Genomic DNA, 19,620 nt, shown 5'->3' on the forward strand with positions numbered 1-19,620 from the left:
AGCCGCCCGGTATTCGTCAGGCTGCTGCGGCCTCGCGTTTTTCATCCCGCGCGAAGAACACGAGGTAGAAAACCGGCGCCGCAACCATCGTCAGAATCGTGGCAAAGGCCAGACCTCCCATGATCGTCACCGCCATGGACCGGAAGAACGCATCCGTCAGCAGCGGTGCCATCCCCAGAATGGTGGTGATTGCGGCCAGCATCACGGGGCGCAGACGCGAGACCGAGGCCTCGACAATCGCCTCGCGCAGAGGTTTGCCGGTGGCGCGGACCAGATCGATCTCCTCGACCAGAACGATGCCGTTCTTGATCAGCATCCCCGACAGGCTGAGCAAGCCCAGCAACGCGGTAAAGGTGAACGGCAGACCAGTGCCCAGCAGGCCGATCACCACCCCGTTCACCGACATCGGCACCAGCAGCCAGATGATGATCGGCTGCCGGATGGCGTTGAAAATCAGCACCGAGATCAGCACCATGATCAGCAGGCTCAGCGGCAGCTGACGCCCAAGGCTTTCGTTGGCTTCACCTGCGTTTTCAAACTCGCCACCCCATTCCATCCGGTAACCCGGCGGCAGGTCCATGCCCTCGATGGCGGCGCGGACTTCCGAGTGGACCTGAGCCGCCGTCATGTCGGGTGGGATGTCGGCCCCCACGGTGATCGTCAGAACCCGGTCGCGGCGATGGACCAGCGTGTTGAGCGGTTTGTATTCGAACCCGTCGACCATTTGCTCAATCGGCACAAACCTTTCGGACTGATCCGAGTACACGACCTGATCGACGATCGAATAATCCCCGTCCGCAGGGCGGCGCAGGATGATGGGGATCAGGCGGTCCCGCTCGCGGAATCCGCCAGCGGTGATCCCGTCTGTCGAAAACTGCAGCGTTGCGGCAATGTCTTCGCGCGAAACACCGGCGGTCTGCGCTCGCTCGGTCGCGTAGATCGGCTGCACTGCCAGTTCCTGCACGCGCCAGTCGTGATAGACGTTCAGCGCGTTGGGCGAGGCCTCGCGCATTTTCAGCACCGCCGCCTCGGCCAGTTCACGCAAAACCGCCGGATCACTGCCCGAGAACCGCGCCTGAACCGGATCACCGCCGCCCGGACCAAAGATCAGCCGTTTGGTGCGGAACTGCCCTTCGGGGAATTGGGCCTGACCAAACGCCTCAAGATCCGCCTGCAACGCCGGAATGTCCTCCAGCGAGTTGGTACGGATAATCATGTGACCATAGCTGGGGTTCGGTTTTTCCGCCGAATAGGTCAACAGGAACCGGGTCGCGCCCTGCCCGACAAAGGTGGTGACCGACACCACGTCGTCACGTTCGGCCAGCCAGTCTTCGAACACGGTCATGTCTTCGGCGGTGCGGGCAATCGGCGTGCCTTGCGGCAGGTTGTAATGCACGAAGAACAGCGGCGTGTTCGAGTCCGGGAAGAACTGCTGTTTTACCAGACCGAAGCCCGCGAAACACGCCACGGTAACGCCGACCAATGCGGCAATCACCAGCCAGCGCATCCGCAGCGACCAGCGCAGGATCGCCCCATAGACGCGGAACATGATGCCACCGTAAGCATCGACCGCGCCCTCTTTGCCCTGCTGGAAGAAGTAATGCCCCAGTAAAGGCGTCACGGTCAGCGCCAGCACCCAGCTGAGCATCAGCGAGATACCGATCACCGCAAACAGCGAGAACAGGAACTCGCCGGTCGCATCGGGGCTGAGACCGATCCCGGCAAAGGCCATGATGCCAATCACCGTTGCCCCCAGCAGCGGGATTTGTGTTTTCGAGGCCGCTTCATCCGCCGCGTCACGCGAATTCTTGCCGCGCAGCATGGCGATCTGCATCCCCTCAGCCACCACGATGGCGTTGTCCACCAACATCCCCATTGCGATGATCAGGGCGCCCAGCGAAATCCGCTCCATCTCGATCGAGAAGATCGACATGAACAGCAGAGTTCCCACAACGGTCAGCAGCAGGGTCGAACCCACAACCACGGCCGCGCGCCAACCCATGAAGATGCCCAGCACTGCAACCACGATACTGACGGACATCGCCAGGTTTTTCAGGAAATCGTTCGAGGCCTGCTCGACCACCACATGTTGCTGATAGATCGGCAGGATTTCCACGCCAAAGGGGATTTGGGCGTCCAACTCGGCAAACTTGGCATCGGCGCGCTGGCCGACCTCGACAATATTCTCGGTCGACAGGCCCGCGATACCCAGCGTGAACGCCTCGGCGCCATTGAACCGGATCATCACGTCCGGGTCAGTCTGACGGCCCCGGAACACGTGGGACATATCGAACAGGTTGATCACCTGCCCCTGCGAGCCTACGGACAATCCGGCAATGGCCGAGACGGAATCCGACCCTTCGGCCGTCAGGATCGTGGTGCGGTCATTACCGGACCGGACGGATCCCGACGCGTTGACGGAATCCGCGTTGGCGATGGCGTCGTTGATGGTCTGGATCGGCACGTTCTGGTTCACGGAAATGGCCAGATCGGGTTCGACAAAGATTGCCTCTTGCGGCAGGCCCATAACCTCGACATCGGCGACACCGGAAACGGTCAGCAACTCGCGCCGCAGAAAGGTTGCCAATTCGTGTTTCTCGGCGTCTGAAAAGCCCTCGGCGGTGACGGCATAGAACAGGCCGAACACATCGCCGAACCCGTCATTGACCAAAGGTGCGCCAACACCCGGAGGCAAACTCCGCGCCGCGTCGCGCGTCTTGGCGCGAAGTTCGGTCCAGATACGCGGCAGTTCCGTGCCGTCATAGGTCGACTTGATCTCGACCTCGATCAGCGAGAAACCGGGTTGGTTGACCGACGTAATTGTATCGACCTCACCCATTTGTTGAATGGCGGATTCCAGCGGCTCCGAAACCTCCAACGCCACCTGTTCCGCCGTAGCGCCCGGATACTGGGTTGCGATAACGGCGTTTTTGATGGTGAAAGCCGGGTCTTCCAGGCGGCCCAGCGACAGGAACCCCCAGACCCCACCAAACAGGGCAAACAGGATGATCAGCCAAGTATAAAGCGGCCGGTCGATTGAGGCGCGTGCGATGTTCATTTGCCCACCCTCAGTTCGCAAAACCGGTAAAGCGGCGCACGGCCTGACCATCGGTCAGCGCACCGCCTCCGGCGACGACAATCTCGTCACCATCCGACAGGCCGGTCAGCACCCGAACATCACCCGTCTGGGTCGGCTCGATGGTGACGGGCACGTGACGGATGGTTCCTTCATCGGCACCAACCGGTGAAAACACCATCACACCCAACGCACCGTCAGCATCGGCAACGATGGCCGAGGCCGGAATGATGATGCCTGTGCGGGCATCCTGAACCTGAACATTCACCGTCACGGACGAGCCGGGCAGGATTTGCAGCCCCTCGGGCGGGGTCAGGCCAAACTGGATGCGAAACGTCTGCCCGACGGTCGAGCTTTCGGCATCGAACTCGCGAATCTGAAGGGGAAACACTTCGTCGCTGGCTGGGAATTTCGCAGTGATCGTAAGGTCATCTTCCTGCGAGGACCGCTGGAATAGTATCTCGGGTACGTCGACCTCGATCCGCAGCTCGGACATGTCATGAATGCGCACGATGGGCGTCCCCGCTGACACGGTCGTGAAAGCCTCGACCGCCCGGCTTGAGACCAGCGCATCAAACGGTGCGGACAGCGTGGCGTGTTCCAGATCGTATTCCGCATCCCGCACCGCGATCTCGGCCAGTTGCGCGGCGGTTTCCGCATCGTCTACCGCCACCTGACTGGCCGTCGTCCCACGCAGACGCGACAGGCGGGCCAGGGTCCGATCGGCCTGGTCCTTTTGCAGCACGGCCCGGTCATAACGGCGCTGGAACGGGGCCTGATCCAGTTGCGCAATCAACTCGCCCTTGGGGATCACAAAGCCTTCGTTTACCGGCATTTCCACGATCTGACCGGACACCTGAAAGGCGAGGTCAACAGTCTGCCGGGCGGCCACCCGCCCGAAAAACTGCCGCGAAAAGCCGGGCGAGGTTTCCCGCACCTGCATCAGTTTGACCGGCTTGGCCGTATCTTGCGCCACAACCGTGGTCGCCAGCGCGATCAGGGTCGCGCTCAGAACAGAGAGGAGTTTCATTTCGTCAGTCCCTCGGGAATTCCCGTTTTAAGAATGTTGTCTCGGATTTTGCGCGCCAAACGCGCGAATTGGGCAGTTTCGTCCACATCCAGGCCAGAGGCGCGGTGGAACAGGTCTCCGGCCACGGACACCAGCATGTTACGCATCTCTTGTCCCTGCTCTGTCAGAACCAACAGCCAGGCCCGGCGGTCCTCAGGATCGCGTTCGCGGGTCAGCAGACCCGCCTTTTCCAAACCGTCCGCCGTTGCGGTGATGGTCGATGGAACGGTCAGCATGTCGGCGGCCAGAACGCCCATGCGCTTGGGCTGATCCAGCTTGATCAGCATGTGGCACTCAAGATGGCTGAGATCGGTTTCGACGCAGTCAAAGGCCTCTTCCAGTTTCCAATACAGCGCATACACCCCCATGATGGCCTGAATTTCGGGGCTGAGCCGGCCTAGCCTGGTGCTGATATCGTCTGACATACGAACCCTCCGGATGAGTCAGGCTGGTCATATACTTCGAATTTCGAACTATTCAAGATATGAAGCTGAATTAGATTAACCCCCGTGCATTCCGTTAGGTCACCATACCTTGATCAAACCCGGATGTGACTGCATTTTAGGCCAACTCGAAACGTCCAGGACCCGCCATGTATACCCCTGCAATCACCGGCACCGGTGTTTTCACCCCCGAAAACGTTATCACCAATGCCGAGCTTGTCGCCGCCTTCAACGCCTACGCCGACAAGCAGAACGCGGCGAATGCCGACGCAATAGCAGCGGGCGAGATGGAGCCGATGCAGCATTCATCGGAAGAATTCATCCTAAAAGCGTCGGGTATCGAGAACCGCTATGTCATGGACAAGTCGGGCGTTCTGGACCCGGACGTGATGCACCCCCTGCTGCGCCAGCGCAGTGATGATGAGCCGGGCATCATGACCGAAATGGCGGTGGACGCATGCAAAAAGGCACTGGCTCAGGCCGGGCGCAGCGCCGAGGATGTCGATCTGGTGATCTGTGCCGCCTCGAACCACGAACGCGCCTATCCGGCGATTGCGATCGAGATTCAGCAGGCACTGGGGATCAATGGGTTCGGCTTCGACATGAACGTCGCTTGTTCCTCGGCCACATTCGGCATTCAGGCGGCGGCGGACATGATCCGCTCGGGCTCGGTGCGGTCGGCGCTGGTGGTGAACCCCGAGATTTGTTCGGGCCATCTGGAGTGGCGCGACCGCGACTGCCACTTTATCTTTGGAGACGTGGCCACGGCCACGCTGATCGAACGGATCGAAGACGCGACGGGCCCGCATTTCGAAATCCTCTCGACCCGCTGTGCCACGTCGTTCTCGAACAACATCCGCAACAACAACGGCTTCCTGCGCCGCTCGCGGCCTGCCGGAGTGGTGGATCGGCGCGACATGCAGTTCATGCAGAACGGCCGCAAGGTGTTCAAGGAAGTGCTGCCGATGGTCAGCAAACACATCTCGGATCACATGGAGGCCGAAGGCGTGGCCAGCGGTGACCTGAAACGCCTATGGCTGCATCAGGCCAACAAGACGATGAACGATTTCATCGGAAAAAAGGTGCTGGGCCGCGAACCAGAAGCAGGCGAGCAACCCAACATCCTGCAGGACTATGCCAACACGTCCTCAGCCGGGTCCATCATCGCGTTTTCCAAGTATTCAGATGATCTGACGGACGGGGATGTCGGCCTGATCTGTTCCTTCGGCGCCGGGTATTCGGTGGGATCGGTGATCGTGAAGCGGCGCGGGTAAAACGACATTAAACTGCGTTGCAATCGAACGCCGCCGAGCTTGCATTGTCTGGATTTGAGCCTTCATTTATGGCAAGCCATTCCTGATGGCGCATCCAACCTCAGAAACTACGCCTCGCTATGACGCCGCCGCGCCGCGGTGGCGGGACAAGATGCGCGCATTGGGATATTATGACGCGTACCTCGGCTTTTTATCCTCGCCACGGTCAAGTCCGGTTGCGGGGTTAAGCGTCATTGATATCGGAGCGGGGACAGCTGCTTTTGCCGAGGCGTGGGTCGCAATCTACGGACCTCCTGAAGAAATGACCCTGCTTGACCCAAGCAGCGCAATGCTAAAGCGAGGTCAGGCCGCGCTGCGCGCGCGCAGCGTAGAGCCCACATTAATTCAGAACGCACTAGGAAGCACAGCCCAGAATTCAGCAGATATTGCCTTGGCCGCGCACGTCCTTGAGCATTGTGACGATCCTCTGACAGCGCTTGAGCAAATGCGCAATCACTTGCGCCCACGTGGCCGCCTGTACCTTGTCGTTTCGAAACCGCATTGGTGTAATGTCATAATCTGGCTTCAATGGCGGCATCGAACGTTTTCCGAGGACGAAATCACGGGTTTGTTGCAGACAGCGGGGTTCGAGATTGAACGGCTATATTCCTTCCCCTCGGGCCCGCCATCGCGAACAAGCAGAGGCATCGTCGCAATTCGACCTGACTGAACACTTTTGAAGGAACAACCAGGACCAAAGCAAGCAAGCTTCAGCTCACGCTTTCCTCTTCCAGATGCAGTTTCATCTCGATCAGCACCTGTTGCAGCAGGCTGGTTTCTTTCAGCAGCCGCTTGGCTTCGTTCACGGTGATGATGCCGTCTTCGATGGCGGCCTGATACTCGGTCATCAGCATCGCGAACCGCTGGCTCAGGGCGATGACGTCCGAATTCACCCCGCCAGTGCGCGGTTTTTCCGAATTGCGACACTCATAGGACAAGGTGATGTTCTTCAGATCCGCCAGCGCCGAAGTGACGTGCGGATAGGTCGATACGGCCTCAAGCCGGGCCACTGCGTCCACCGGCATGAACCGATCAACATGTTCGGCGTTGTCTGAGTAATACCGGCCCAGAGTCGCCTTGGATTTGCCGGTGATCTCACATGCGGATTCAATGCCGACATCTTTGACCAATGCTTCTGTGTGCTTTTTCAGATAGGCCCCGATATCTGCCATGTTTTTACCTTTTCTGCCTGTCTCCCCCACAACATCTGCCACTGTGGGGGAAAGGGAAAAGAAATTTCCCATACTCGATTCATAATTGAAATGTCATACATTGGCTATCCCTCAGATATTCGGGGGTTTTGTGAGTGAGTGACGGCAGTTCCAGCCGGTGATGAGTAATTGTGGGGCAGAATTTTAGCCCCGCTCTGTATTGGCCGCCTGTCGGCCATCGGCGTCGTTGTTGTTGACGCGGGGGATCCATCCCCCTTGAGCTTTACGCTCGGCCCCTGCAACAACAATGACGACGTCGTTTCTTTGCCCCGATTTTGGCATCTTGCCCAAGGGGGTCAGGCGTTTTAGACCCGGGCGCATGGCAAAGCTGTACTTCAATTATTCGACCATGAACGCGGGCAAATCGACCGTGTTGCTGCAGGCCTCGCACAATTATCGCGAAAGGGGCATGGACACCTATCTTATGACCGCCGCGCTGGATGGGCGGGCCGGAGTGGGGAAGATCGCCTCGCGGATCGGGATTTCCGCCGATGCCGATACATTCTCGGTCGGCGATGATGTGTTTGCGATGATCGAAGCACGCTTGAACCAGGGCGCGATCGCCTGCGTCTTTGTCGACGAGGCGCAGTTTCTAACCGAAGACCAGGTCTGGCAACTGGCTCGCGCCGTGGATGATCTGCGTGTTCCGGTGCTGGCCTATGGGCTACGAGTGGATTTTCGGGGTCACCTGTTCCCCGGCTCGGCGGTCTTGCTGGCGCTGGCCGATGAGATGCGCGAGGTCCGCACGATTTGCAAATGCGGCCGCAAGGCAACGATGGTGATTCGTCAGGACGAGAACGGCAATACCATCACCGAAGGCGCGCAGGTGCAGATTGGCGGGAACGAGACCTATGTCTCGCTCTGCCGCAAACATTGGCGCGAGGCGGTGGGTCCCTAGACCGGATTCGGCAGCGCCCGACCCGCGACAAAAGCCGCAACGTTGTCCAGCGCCATATGGCCCATATCGGTGCGCACTTCCTCGGTCGCGGTACCCAGGTGGGGCAACAGGGTCACATTCTGCATGTCGCGCAGAGCCTGCGGAACGGCGGGTTCGAATTCGTAGACATCCAGCCCCGCACCTGCGATCTGGCCCGCTTGCAGTGCGACGGTCAGGGCGGCTTCGTCCACGACCTCTCCGCGCGCGATGTTGATCAGGATGGCCGACGGGTTCATCGCCTCCAATACCTGTGCATTGATCAGGTGGCGTGTGTCTGCGCCGCCGGGCACCGCCAGAATCAGGAAATCGACCGATGCCGCCAATGCGGCCAGATCGGGGAAGAACTCGGCGGGAAAGTCCAAATCTTTCGGACTGCGGGACTGATAGGCAACCTGCATCCCGAATCCGAAATGGCAACGGCGGGCGATGGCCTGACCGATGCGCCCCATGCCGACGATACCGACCCGTTTGCCGGTGACGTGATGGCCCAGCATCTGCGTCGGGTGCCAGCCCTGCCAGTCGCCTGCACGGACCAACCGTTCACCTTCACCCGCGCGGCGGGCGGTGGACAGCAGCAGGGTCATGGCGATGTCCGCGGTGGCATCGGTCACCGCGCCGGGTGTGTTGGTGACGGCAACGCCAGCGGCACGGGCTGCGTCCACATCGATGTGATTGTAACCGACGCCGAAATTCGCCAGCAGTTTGCAGCGGGGATTGGGCGCTTCGGCGAAAACCTGGGCGGAGAATTGGTCGCCCAGCGTAGGGACAACCACGTCAAACTCTGTCAGCGCACGCAGCATCTCATCGTGGGTCATCGGCAGCGTTTCACTGCGGAACTCGGCATTGAACTCGGCGCGAGCACGGGCTTCGACGGCAGCCGTCATCGGACGAGCAATAAACAGTTTCATCAGTGCATCCGCCCGCCGACAGGAACTTCGCCATCCGGGCCGATCAGGACGATCTCGCCGTTTTCATCGGGCAGACCCAGCACCAGAACCTCGGACATGAAGCGTCCGATCTGGCGCGGAGGGAAATTCACAACGGCCATCACCTGCTTGCCCACCAGCGTCGCCGGATCGTAATGCGCGGTGACCTGGGCCGAGGTTTTCCGCTCACCAATTTCATCGCCGAAATCGATCCACATCTTGATCGCAGGCTTGCGGGCCTCAGGGTACGGTTCGGCGCGGGTCACCTCACCCACACGGATATCGACCTTGAGGAAGTCGTCAAAGGTAATCTCACTCACGGGACAGCTCCTTGGATCGGTCGGTGGCGGCTTTGACGGCGCGGTGCAACAGGTCGGGGAAGCCTTCTTCCTCGTGCATAAGCACCTCAAGCGCGGCCTGCGTAGTGCCGTTGGGCGAGGTCACGTTGATGCGCAACTGCGAGGGGTCTTCCTCGGCCGCCAAAGCCAAAGCCCCTGCTCCGGCCACGGTGGACTTGGCCAGCTTCATCGCCAGCTCATGCGGCAATCCCTGCGCCTGACCGGCGGCGGCCAGCGTTTCGATCAGGTGAAATACATAGGCCGGACCCGAGCCGCTGAGGCCGGTAACGGCGTCCATCTGCGCCTCATCCTGCAACAGCACCGTTTCCCCAATGGCCGACAGCAGATCTTGGGCCAGCGCGACATCCGTATCCGAGGCAATTGAATTGCCGATCAGCGCCGTGATTCCCTGCCGGATCGCGGCAGGCGTGTTCGGCATGGCGCGTACAATCGGCGTTCCCTCGCCCAATACGGTTTCGAAGGTGGCAATCGAGGTGCCCGCCGCGACCGACACAAACAAGCTGCCCCCGCCGCCCAGCGCTTTGATCGCGGGCAGAGCCTCACCCATCATCTGCGGCTTGACGGCCACCAGCACCACCGCGGGCGCTTCGGGCAAAGGCGTGTTGATGTTGACGTCCTGCGCCTTCAACAAGTCCGAGGGGTTCGGGTCGATCACCCAGACCGCTGACGCAGGAAGGCCATGCTCCAACCATCCGGCGAGCATGGCCGATCCCATCTTGCCGCACCCCAGAAGCACCAGCCCCTGCTCGGCGACGCGTGACATGTCCATGATTGCCCCTCCCCTTAGTCGGCTTGGGGCAAAGCTTTACGCGCGGCCGTAGGCCTCTGCAATGGCGACTTGCATCGCCTCTTCGGGGGTGCGATTGCCCCATGTGACCAGTTGGATGGCAGGGTAGAACCGCTCGGCGCTCAGTACCGCTGCGTTGATCAGCGTGTCGATCTGCTCGGGGCTGGCCATCTGGCCGCCGGACAGAACCAGACCGTACCGATAGACCATCAGTTTCTGGTTGGCCCAATAGGTAAACGCCCCGGCCCAGCACTGATCGTTCATCTTGTTCAGCAGCTCATACAGCTCGCTCTCGCGCTCGGACGGTGGCTCCATTTCAAAGGAGCAGACCATCCGCAGGGTTTCGTCATAGTGCGACCAGGCCAAAGTGATCGAATATGTGCGCCACTGCCCTTCGACAGCCATGGCGATCTGATCATCCCCGATCCGGTCAAAGTCCCAGTCGTGGTGTTCAGCCAAATGTTCAACAATATCGATCGGATGAAGGTCTTCTTCGAGAAACTGCTCGGAAAGGGCCATAATGCCACCTCACTAATCTCTAGCATTTCGGGGCTGGCAGCGCCCCAGCGCTAGTTGCCTGCTCTACAAGCCGGGCTTCCCCCATAGGCCTGTACTAAATATGGTGCGATGCAAGATGGGTTCTGGCAACCCTATTTATTGGGGATAACAGCAATAAGTTGTGGACAGAAGGCAACGACGATCAAAATATTGGCACATCACGCAGCTTTGTCTTGATTAAATTCCGCAAGGCGGCATGATACACAGCGCCGCACAACCCAGGCTCGGATTGCGCGACGGATGCCTTTTTCTCGAAAAGTTCTGAGTTGGACGTTACTTGTCCAGTTTCGCCTCAAGCGCGGCGATGCGTGTCTCAAGCGCTGCGTTCTCTTCGCGCGCCTTCTGGGCCATCGCGCGGACGGCATCGAATTCCTCACGCGTGACGAAATCACGGTCGGCCAGCCAACGGTCGATCATCGACTTCATCGCGTTCTCGGCCTCTTCCCGCGCGCCCTGCGCCACACCCATGGCGTTGGTCATCAGCTGGGATACGTCGTCGAGGATCTTGTTGCGGGTTTGCATGGCTTTACTCCGAAATCGCGGTTGGTCTCTATATGGGGAATGATTGGCGCGGGCTCAAGGTTGACTTGCCCCGCAAACCCCGGGCAATGAGACGCACATGCAGGCTGTTCTGAATTTCCCCGATCTGTCGCCCGAATTATTCTCGATCTCGCTGTTCGGGATGGAGTTCGCGCTGCGGTGGTACGCGCTGGCCTATATCGCCGGTATCCTGATTGCATGGCGGATGGGGGTTATGGCGCTGAAGCGCCCAGCCCTGTGGCCCGACAAAATTCCGCCAATGAAGCCCGAACAGCTTGAGGACCTGATCACCTGGATCATCCTCGGCGTGATTCTCGGAGGGCGTTTGGGGTTCGTGCTGTTCTATCAGCCTTCCTATTACCTTTCGAACCCTCTGGAGATTCTGAAAGTCTGGCAAGGTGGCATGGCGTTTCACGGTGGGCTGCTGGGCGTTGTGATTGCATCTTACCTCTATGCGCGGCGTCATCAGATTCCGATGCTGTCAATGGCGGACCTGATCGCCCATACGGTGCCGCCGGGGTTGCTGCTGGGGCGGCTGGCGAATTTCATCAATGCCGAACTCTGGGGTCGACCCAGCGAGTTGCCCTGGGCCGTGATCTTTCCGGGGGCAGCCGCACAGGACTGTCCCGGCGTAGTCGCGGGCATGTGCGCCCGGCATCCGTCACAACTGTATGAAGCCGTGCTGGAAGGGCTGCTGTTGGGCGCCCTGCTGCTGTGGCTGGCTTATCGGCGCGGAGCCTTCCACAAGCCCGGCCTGATCATGGGCCTGTTCATGGCGGGCTATGGCGCCTCGCGATTCATTGTCGAATTCTTCCGGCAGCCCGACGCGCAGTTCATCTCGCCCGGTAATCCGCTGGGACTGGCCCTGCAGGTCGGCGGGTACGGCCTAACGATGGGACAATTGCTGTCGTTGCCGATGATCGCGCTTGGCTTGTGGTTCGCCCTGCGTGCAAGATCGACAGTATGAGTCTGAAAGATCATCTGCTGGCGCGTATCGCGCAGGACGGCCCGATGAGCGTGGCCGACTATATGACGGACTGCCTGCTGCACCCGACGCATGGCTATTACACCACCCGTGACCCGCTGGGCGCGCAGGGGGATTTCATCACCGCCCCGGAAATCAGCCAGATGTTCGGAGAGCTGATCGGCCTGTCGCTGGCGCAAAGCTGGCTGGATCAGGGGCATCCGGATCATTTCATACTGGCCGAGCTTGGGCCGGGGCGCGGCACGCTGATGGCAGATATGCTGCGCGCCACGGCGCGCGTGCCGGGATTCAATGACGCCGCCGAGGTGGTACTGGTCGAGGTTTCGCCCACCCTGCGAGACATGCAGGCGCAAGCGTTGAAGGACCATGATCCGCGCTGGATCGATTCGATTGCCGACCTGCCCGAAGCACCCCTGTTTCTGGTCGCGAACGAGTTCTTCGACGCCCTGCCCATCCGCCAGTTCCTGCGCGATGGCGACGGCTGGCGTGAGCGATTGATCGGATTGGATGGAGACGCGCTGACCTGGGGGCTGGGGCCGCAGGGCGAACAGGTTGCGCTGAAAGATCGGCTGGATGACACCAAGGACGGCGATCTGGTCGAGCTGTGCGCAGCAGCGATTCCCATCATTACCGTGATCGCCGGGCGGATCGGCACCCATGGCGGTGCCGGGCTGATCGTGGATTACGGCGACTGGCATTCGCAGGGCGATACGTTTCAGGCGTTGCAGGCGCATGAACGCACTGATCCTTTGACCCTGCCCGGTCAGGCGGATCTGACCGCGCATGTGGATTTCGAACCGTTGGCCCTGGCGACGCGTGCCGCTGGATGCGCCCATTCACGCCTGACACCGCAGGGCGTGTTCCTTGAACGGCTGGGAATCACCACACGCGCGCAAGCATTGGCCGCACCGCTCGGCGGGTCTGAGCTTGAAGTGCTGGTTGCTGCACATCGCCGGTTGACCCACCCCGAGGAAATGGGAAACCTGTTCAAGGTGCTGGGCCTCTACCCCACCCCTTCCTCGCCGCCACCGGGACTGGAGCCATGACCCTGGAGATACTGACCTCAGATTTGCTGTCGCCCATGCGCCACGGGTTTTTCAGCCGACGCGGCGGAGCCTCGTCAGGCGTGTTTGCCGGCCTCAACTGCGGCTACGGCTCATCCGACCAGACCGAGGCCGTCGCGGTGAATCGCAAGCGGGTGGCGCAGGCGATGGACGTCACGCCCGAGGCGCTGATCGGCGTTCATCAGGTGCATTCGCCAACCGTTCTGACCGTCGATGCCCCCATCAACGGCGAAAAACCCAAGGCCGATTCGGTGGTCACGGCGACACCCGGCCTGGCGCTGACAATCCTTACCGCTGATTGCCAGCCGGTCCTGTTCGCCGACTCTGACGCAAATGTGATCGGTGCTGCCCATGCCGGTTGGCGGGGTGCTCTGGACGGCGTGCTTGAGGCAACGCTGGACGCCATGGAAGCCCTGGGCGCGAAACGGGAAAACACCGTGGCCGTGATCGGCCCGTCGATCTCACAACGCGCCTATGAGGTGGGCCCCGAGTTTCTGGACGAGTTCGTCGCCGATTCTCCGGAAAACCTGCAATTCTTCGCAAATGGCACAGGCGACAGGCTGCAATTCGACCTGCCCGCCTTTGGCCTGCACCGATTGCGACAGGCCGGGGTCGGTCAGGCCGAGTGGACACGCCACTGCACCTATTCCGATCCGGACAGATTCTATTCCTACCGCCGGTCGACCCACGCGAAAGAAGCCGATTATGGCCGCCTGATTTCAGCCATAAAACTTTAAGAACGCGCCTGGATTGCGGCAGTTCCGCCGCTTTTTCGCCACAATCCTTTTGTCTATCTGAGTCGCTGCAATTCGATTTTTATCGTCCGCTCTCAGGTGGTTATCAACCAAAACTCCGGTCGAGCGTGACGTAACCCGAAAAGAGGTATCGCCAACGGTCCTTTGTCCTGAATTCATCCCGGATCAGCCTTATCGCCGCCGCATTGGTCCGGCACATTAAGGTCTCAGAGGAAAACGGGGCGACAGTCCCCAAAGTCGGGCAGGACATAACATGAAGACGAAATCTCGCTTTCTCAGCGCCGTGGTTGCGGCCACCAGAGAGCACCAGCTGGAGATGCCGTGGAAACGGGTTTCCAGCCATTCGGTCAGAGTCGCACGCCGTCTGGCGGCACGTCGCTGATCACAAGGCTCCACGAACCAAGCTGCCGGTTCTTGGACAACCAAAGACGCACAGCGGAGGAAGGCTCCGATCCGGTGTGTGACCGAACGCCAATATTGCGAGCGGCTCAGGTTAGGGGCACGTGTGCGTAGGCAATTTCGCCCGCGTTTGTATGAGTTTGTCTGGGGGACAAGTGGTGACTAATAGCGTAGGGATTTTTGTTGCGACAAGCGCCGATCAAGCCCGCTGTCCTGCGGTCATCAGCTTCCTTCTAGACAAGAGTAAAACCGATCAAGCGGGCCTGTACGGGGGTTCAGCCTGCCTGTGCGGTAGTCAGAGGGGACGGAATTGAAATGGATATTCCACATTCGTTATCACGCGCTGCCAGAAATGCCGTTGAAACCTCGTCATTGCTGCGCGACGCACCAAGACCGACTACACAGAAAAAAGCGCAGTTGCGGCGCTTTGAGGTCAGTACACTGATGAAAAACGGGGATGTCGTGCAGACCCGTCACATCGCGCCTGCCCTGCCCATGTTCGAAGACGCGTTCTGCGCCTTTACCCGCGGATCTCTGGTTGAAACGGAATTCGGGCCGATGGCGATCGAAGACCTGATGCCCGGCGATACGGTACTGACCCAAAGCGGCACCTCGGAAACAGTGCTGTGGAAGGGATCGGTCACACTGGTGCCCGGACGTGCGGACGCCCGCGGCCGAACACGACCGTTGACGCGCATCATGGCCGACACGTTCGGTATGCAAAAACCGATGTCAGGCGTCATCACCGGTCCGTCCGCGCGGTTGCTGGGAACGCCTGCGCACCTGCGGCATCTGCATGGCGACGATCAGATTTTGACACCGGTCCACGAGTTCCAGGACGGCACAAGCATCATCGAAACACTGCCGCCGACGCCGGTCGAGCTGTTTCACATCTGTCTCAAGCGCCATGCGGTGATCGGGGTCGACGGGCTGCAGTTCGAATCCTATCACCCCGGCGTCAACACCATTCGCAAGGTCAGCCGGTCACTGAAGTCGATCTATCTGAACCTGTTCGCGCATATTGACACGCTGAACGACTTCGGGCCGCTGGTTCTGCCACGCGCCGGGGACGGAGAGGTCAATGCGATAAACGTCTGAATCCGGGTTTTTTCTGCAATGTGGGGGCATTATGCAGTTATTGTTAAGTTGGGTATTTTACATGGCGGTGGCAGCCTTTCTGCCACCGATGAAGCCGCATCCGAAGGGCGCAGCGCTTACGCCATCCGGCTCATTCGTTCTTCCAGAACATCGAAGGGCACACCGGGTTCGTCTTTTGCGCCGCGGATGACCAGCGAGGTCTTGACGCTGGCCACGTTAGGGGTGGTCAGCAGTTCGCCCGTCAGGAATTGCTGAAAACTGCTGAGATCCGGTGCGACGCACTTCAGGATAAAGTCGACCTCGCCGTTCAGCATGTGGCATTCCCGCACCAGAGGCCATTCGCGGCAGCGTTCCTCGAACGCGCTCAGCTCGGATTCGGCCTGGCTTTCCAGACCGACCATGGCAAAGACCTGAACCTCGAAGCCCAGCTCGCGCGAGTTCACTTCGGCATGGTAGCCGCGGATCAGGCCCGATTCTTCCAATGTCCGCACGCGCCGCAGGCAGGGAGGCGCTGAAATACCCACGCGCTTTGCCAGCTCGACATTGGTCATGCGACCGTCTGCCTGCAATTCCGCCAGAATTTTGCGGTCAATCTCATCCAGCCGTATCGCGACCATCAAATGCTCCTGATTTTTCGGTTGTTATATCAGCACCCGGAGGATGCGCAATAATCTTTCGTGGTCGCGCAATATTGTTTATTTTCAATGTCCTTATTTTGCGCGCCATTCACGCGGCACATAGCGGGTGTGAAACAGGAAGGGGCTTTAAGCGCGGCACAGGGGTCGCTATATCCATCGGCCAAGGGCCGCGCGCCCATATCAGGCATATCGAGTCGGGGGTACCATGTCCGAAACACGTCACACCAAGGTTCTGATCATCGGGTCGGGACCGGCCGGTTATACTGCGGGCGTCTACGCAAGCCGCGCGATGCTGGAGCCAATCCTGGTTCAGGGCATCGAACCCGGCGGTCAGCTGACCACCACTACGGATGTCGAGAACTATCCCGGCTTCACCGAAGTTCAGGGGCCTGATCTGATGATCAAGATGCAGGAGCACGCTCAGGCCATGGGCTGCGAGGTGATCGGCGACTACATCAGCGATCTGGACGTTTCAAAACGCCCCTTCACCGCCAAGGGCGACAACGGCATCACCTATACCGCCGATGCGGTCATTCTGGCCACCGGCGCGCGTGCGAAATGGCTGGGCCTGCCGTCGGAAGAGAAATTCAAGGGCTTTGGCGTTTCTGCTTGTGCCACCTGCGACGGCTTCTTCTATCGCGGGCAGGAGATTGTGGTGATCGGCGGTGGTAACACGGCCGTGGAAGAGGCCCTGTTCCTGACCAACTTCGCCAGCAAGGTGACTTTGGTCCACCGCCGCGATGAGCTGCGGGCCGAGAAAATCCTGCAGGATCGGCTGCTGAAGCACGAAAAGATCGAACCGCTGTGGTTCCACGAGTTGGAAGAAGTGGTTGGCACCGATGCCCCGCTGGGCGTCGAGGGCGTGCGCGTCAAAAACGTCAAAACCGGCGAGATCACCGAGATTCCCTGTAAGGGCGTTTTTGTTGCCATCGGCCACGCCCCGGCCAACGAACTGGTCAAGGACACGCTGGAAACCCATATGGGCGGCTATGTCGCGACCAAGCCGGGTTCGACCGAGACCTCGGTCCCCGGTGTCTTCGCCGCCGGTGACCTGACCGACCACATCTATCGTCAGGCCGTCACCAGCGCCGGCATGGGCTGCATGGCCGCGCTGGATGCGGAACGCTTTCTGGCGGAGCAGGACTAACCCAATGCTGGAATTCTCCGGCCCGGTCTGGAGAATTCTGTTTCTGTCACAGATCGACGCCCCTCTGGCCCCCGCACAGGCGCCCGAGGGGCGTTTTCATTGTTCCGGTCAGACAGCCCTTTATGCCTCTCTCAGCGCAGAGGGTGCCGGGGTCGCGATCCGGCGGTATGTGTCGGACGGTGACCCGCCAAGGGTCATGCAACGCGCGCACATTACCAGCGCAAGGCTGGCGGACCTGCGCGGACACCCCGAGGCCTCGATTGTCTGGCAGGGCATCCACGACATTCAAGGACGCTCACCGACATGGCGGTTTTCCGATGATGCCCATGCGATCGGCGCCGACGGGTTGTTATACAGCTCACGCTCGCGCCCTGAACTCAGCCATGTCGTGCTTTTCAACATCTCCCCTGCCCTGATCCGCACGGGCGCCGCGGCAACCGAATGGGTTCCGTCTTATTCTTGACCCGTTCGCCCGCCCGTATCAGACTCGCTCTCAAACAACGCGAATGCAGGTGATCTGATTGAACAGCGTTCTATGGCGAGGCGGGTGGGCAACCCGGCTGAGGATCGGCAGCGGCCTGATCCTGTTTACCTTTGCCTTCTTTCACTTCATCAATATCGGGCTGGGGCTGTTTCACACCGACTACCTGCACGGAATGCAGGATGGCCGCAAAGCCGTTACCCGTCACGACGCCATGAGCGTGATCTTATACGCCGCCCTGCTGGTACATGCCGGGCTGGCGCTGCATTCGATCAGTCAACGCCGAACATTGCGGATGCCATTTGCAACCGGATTGCAGGTTGTTCTTGGCCTGCTGATCCCGCTGCAACTGATCTCTCATATCGTGCAAACGCGCTATGCGCATGAAATCTATGATGTAAATGACGAGATGGGCTATATCATCATCCTGATGTGGCCCGGTACGGTGATCTGGATGCAGAGCCTGCTGCTGCTGCTGGTCTGGGTGCACGGCTGCATCGGGCTGCACAGATGGCTGCGGCTGACCCGCTGGTGGTCGAAAACTGTGCCCTACCTGATCGGCGTTGCCGTGTTTATCCCATCCTTTGCGCTGGCCGGGCTGCTGACCGAAGGGCGGCGCATCTGGGCGGATTTCGCCGATCCTTTCCTGCGCGAACAATATATCGAGCATTACAACTGGCCCTCACCCGAGGCATTCGAGGCCATGTTCAGCGTCAAGGACAATGCGCTGATGGCGTTCTGGATCGCGCTGGGGGCAGCGCTGGCGGTATTTGCGATCCGCAAGCTCTGGCGGCGTCGGCATTCCGTGCGGGTGAAATATGTCGAAGGCCCCGAGGTTGTGGCCGAAAAGGGCATGACTCTGCTTGAGATTTCGCAGGCCAATGGCATTCCGCACACGGCCTTATGTGGCGGCAAGGGGCGCTGCACCACCTGTCGGGTGATCGTCGAGGAAGGCGCCGACAGCCTTCCTGCCCCCAGCGAGATCGAGGCCCGCAGCCTTGCTGCTGTTGGTGCCCCCAACGAGGCGCGGCTGGCCTGTCAGATTTGCCCGATTGCGCCACTCACCGCGTTTCGCATGTTCCGTCCGGACGGCGGGCGGCACCGTGCGCATGCAAGCCAGGGGCAAGAGCGTAAACTGGCCGTTCTGTTTCTGGACATGCGCGGGTTCACCTCGCGCACCACCGGCCAGTTGCCCTATGACATCGTGTTCCTGCTGAACCGGTTCTTCGACGCCATTGTTCCGGCGATCACCACTGACGGCGGTGTGGTCGACAAATACATGGGCGATGGCCTGCTGGCGGTGTTCGAAACACCCGACACCGAAAGCTCGGCCCGGGCGGGGTTGAAGGCAGCGGCCGATGTCAGCCGCGCTCTGGCGCAGTTCAACCAGCGGCTTGAGGCCGAGGGCAGCCCCCGCATACGTATCGGGATGGGGCTGCATCTGGGCGATCTGGTGCTCGGTGAAATCGGCGCTGCCGGCCATGCCGCGCGCACCATCATCGGTGACGCGGTCAACGTGGCCAGCCGGCTTGAGGGCGAAACCAAAGCGCTGGGGGTCGAGCTTCTGGTCTCGGCCGAATTGCTGCAAGCGGCAGGGTATGAGGGGGATCAGAATGGCATCAGACCCTTTGACCTGCGCGGCGTGACCCGCCCGATTCCCGCCCTGCCGGTGACCAGCGCCTCGGACTTGCTGCTGGCCACCACAAGATAGGAACGGATGTGCTGAATTCGCACAGCAACCGCACATCAGCGGGATTTAAATCGCAAAAAGCCGCACCTACCGAAATTTCCTTCCAATCCGGGCAAAAACCGCGCATATCGTCCTTAATTTCGT

General features: G+C 60.2%; 21 protein-coding genes. 11 read left to right on the forward strand and 10 right to left on the reverse strand.

Annotated elements, in window-relative coordinates; genetic code table 11:
• Positions 1–16 precede the first annotated feature (16 nt).
• Genes ACR0NT_RS04610 through ACR0NT_RS04620 form a run of 3 tightly spaced genes read right to left on the reverse strand, consistent with a single transcriptional unit; the run spans position 17 to position 4,570 of the window.
• Positions 17–3,058, reverse strand: coding sequence for an efflux RND transporter permease subunit (locus tag ACR0NT_RS04610; protein ID WP_170670551.1), 3,042 nt, complete (start codon positions 3,056–3,058; stop codon positions 17–19).
• 10 nt (positions 3,059–3,068) lie between these two features.
• Positions 3,069–4,106 carry an efflux RND transporter periplasmic adaptor subunit gene (locus tag ACR0NT_RS04615; protein ID WP_170670549.1) on the reverse strand — a complete coding sequence of 346 codons (1,038 nt, stop codon included), beginning with the start codon at positions 4,104–4,106 and terminating at the stop codon, positions 3,069–3,071.
• Positions 4,103–4,570, reverse strand: a complete 468-nt coding sequence (locus tag ACR0NT_RS04620) for a MarR family transcriptional regulator (protein WP_170440848.1) — start codon at positions 4,568–4,570, stop codon at positions 4,103–4,105. The genes ACR0NT_RS04615 and ACR0NT_RS04620 overlap by 4 nt, the downstream gene beginning before the upstream one ends.
• 167 nt (positions 4,571–4,737) lie before the next feature.
• Between ACR0NT_RS04620 and ACR0NT_RS04625 the strand changes: the two genes are divergently transcribed.
• Entirely contained in the window at positions 4,738–5,862 is a 1,125-nt protein-coding gene (locus tag ACR0NT_RS04625; RefSeq protein ID WP_170440846.1) for a beta-ketoacyl-ACP synthase III, read from the forward strand.
• Between the two features lie 151 nt (positions 5,863–6,013).
• Entirely contained in the window at positions 6,014–6,571 is a 558-nt protein-coding gene (locus ACR0NT_RS04630; protein ID WP_170440844.1) for a class I SAM-dependent methyltransferase, read from the forward strand.
• Positions 6,572–6,611: 40 nt separating this feature from the next.
• Here ACR0NT_RS04630 and ACR0NT_RS04635 read toward each other — a convergent pair whose 3' ends face one another.
• Complete coding sequence (locus ACR0NT_RS04635) at positions 6,612–7,073, reverse strand: hypothetical protein (RefSeq protein ID WP_170440842.1); 462 nt, start codon at positions 7,071–7,073, stop codon at positions 6,612–6,614.
• A 358-nt stretch (positions 7,074–7,431) separates the two neighbouring features.
• Between ACR0NT_RS04635 and ACR0NT_RS04640 the strand changes: the two genes are divergently transcribed.
• On the forward strand, positions 7,432–8,010 hold the full coding sequence (locus tag ACR0NT_RS04640) for a thymidine kinase (protein WP_170440840.1): 579 nt from the start codon (positions 7,432–7,434) through the stop codon (positions 8,008–8,010).
• Here ACR0NT_RS04640 and ACR0NT_RS04645 read toward each other — a convergent pair.
• The 5 genes from ACR0NT_RS04645 to ACR0NT_RS04665 form a co-directional block, all read right to left on the reverse strand.
• The gene (locus tag ACR0NT_RS04645) at positions 8,007–8,957 is read right to left on the reverse strand and encodes a 2-hydroxyacid dehydrogenase (protein WP_170440838.1); all 951 of its coding nucleotides are present in this window, start codon (positions 8,955–8,957) and stop codon (positions 8,007–8,009) included. The two genes, ACR0NT_RS04640 and ACR0NT_RS04645, sit on opposite strands and share 4 nt — an antisense overlap.
• On the reverse strand, positions 8,957–9,295 hold the full coding sequence (locus ACR0NT_RS04650) for a tRNA-binding protein (protein WP_170670547.1): 339 nt from the start codon (positions 9,293–9,295) through the stop codon (positions 8,957–8,959). Before ACR0NT_RS04650 ends, ACR0NT_RS04645 begins: the two co-directional genes overlap by 1 nt.
• Entirely contained in the window at positions 9,288–10,103 is an 816-nt protein-coding gene (gene proC / locus ACR0NT_RS04655) for a pyrroline-5-carboxylate reductase (protein WP_170670545.1), read from the reverse strand. The genes ACR0NT_RS04650 and proC overlap by 8 nt, the downstream gene beginning before the upstream one ends.
• A gap of 36 nt (positions 10,104–10,139) precedes the next feature.
• The gene (locus ACR0NT_RS04660) at positions 10,140–10,640 is read right to left on the reverse strand and encodes a YbjN domain-containing protein (protein WP_170440833.1); all 501 of its coding nucleotides are present in this window, start codon (positions 10,638–10,640) and stop codon (positions 10,140–10,142) included.
• Between the two features lie 312 nt (positions 10,641–10,952).
• Positions 10,953–11,201: an accessory factor UbiK family protein gene (locus tag ACR0NT_RS04665; protein WP_170670543.1), complete on the reverse strand. Its 249-nt coding sequence runs from the start codon at positions 11,199–11,201 to the stop codon at positions 10,953–10,955.
• 97 nt (positions 11,202–11,298) lie between these two features.
• Here ACR0NT_RS04665 and lgt point away from each other — a divergent pair, with 97 nt between their 5' ends.
• The 5 genes from lgt to ACR0NT_RS04690 all read left to right on the forward strand — a co-directional run bounded on the left by lgt (position 11,299) and on the right by ACR0NT_RS04690 (position 15,520).
• Positions 11,299–12,186 (forward strand): prolipoprotein diacylglyceryl transferase, encoded by an 888-nt coding sequence (gene lgt / locus ACR0NT_RS04670; RefSeq protein WP_170670541.1) that lies wholly within the window; start codon positions 11,299–11,301, stop codon positions 12,184–12,186.
• Positions 12,183–13,250 (forward strand): SAM-dependent methyltransferase, encoded by a 1,068-nt coding sequence (locus ACR0NT_RS04675; protein ID WP_170440829.1) that lies wholly within the window; start codon positions 12,183–12,185, stop codon positions 13,248–13,250. Before lgt ends, ACR0NT_RS04675 begins: the two co-directional genes overlap by 4 nt.
• Positions 13,247–14,005, forward strand: a complete 759-nt coding sequence (gene pgeF, locus ACR0NT_RS04680) for a peptidoglycan editing factor PgeF (RefSeq protein WP_170440827.1) — start codon at positions 13,247–13,249, stop codon at positions 14,003–14,005. The genes ACR0NT_RS04675 and pgeF overlap by 4 nt, the downstream gene beginning before the upstream one ends.
• A gap of 271 nt (positions 14,006–14,276) precedes the next feature.
• Positions 14,277–14,405, forward strand: a complete 129-nt coding sequence (locus ACR0NT_RS04685; RefSeq protein WP_480442649.1) for a hypothetical protein — start codon at positions 14,277–14,279, stop codon at positions 14,403–14,405.
• A 332-nt stretch (positions 14,406–14,737) separates the two neighbouring features.
• Positions 14,738–15,520, forward strand: coding sequence for a Hint domain-containing protein (locus tag ACR0NT_RS04690; protein WP_170440825.1), 783 nt, complete (start codon positions 14,738–14,740; stop codon positions 15,518–15,520).
• A 116-nt stretch (positions 15,521–15,636) separates the two neighbouring features.
• On the opposite strand, the gene ACR0NT_RS04695 is transcribed toward ACR0NT_RS04690, so the two are convergent.
• A complete protein-coding gene (locus ACR0NT_RS04695; protein ID WP_170440823.1) occupies positions 15,637–16,137 on the reverse strand; it encodes an Lrp/AsnC family transcriptional regulator in 501 nt (166 codons plus the stop codon).
• A 226-nt stretch (positions 16,138–16,363) separates the two neighbouring features.
• Between ACR0NT_RS04695 and trxB the strand changes: the two genes are divergently transcribed.
• The 3 genes from trxB to ACR0NT_RS04710 are packed head-to-tail and all read left to right on the forward strand — an operon-like array spanning position 16,364 to position 19,497.
• Positions 16,364–17,305: a thioredoxin-disulfide reductase gene (gene trxB, locus ACR0NT_RS04700; protein WP_170670538.1), complete on the forward strand. Its 942-nt coding sequence runs from the start codon at positions 16,364–16,366 to the stop codon at positions 17,303–17,305.
• Between the two features lie 4 nt (positions 17,306–17,309).
• Positions 17,310–17,768: an RES family NAD+ phosphorylase gene (locus ACR0NT_RS04705; RefSeq protein ID WP_170440819.1), complete on the forward strand. Its 459-nt coding sequence runs from the start codon at positions 17,310–17,312 to the stop codon at positions 17,766–17,768.
• A gap of 58 nt (positions 17,769–17,826) precedes the next feature.
• The gene (locus tag ACR0NT_RS04710) at positions 17,827–19,497 is read left to right on the forward strand and encodes an adenylate/guanylate cyclase domain-containing protein (protein WP_170670536.1); all 1,671 of its coding nucleotides are present in this window, start codon (positions 17,827–17,829) and stop codon (positions 19,495–19,497) included.
• The last annotated feature ends 123 nt before the right edge of the window (positions 19,498–19,620 follow it).

It is taken from the genome of Ruegeria sp. AB10 (assembly GCF_056542745.1).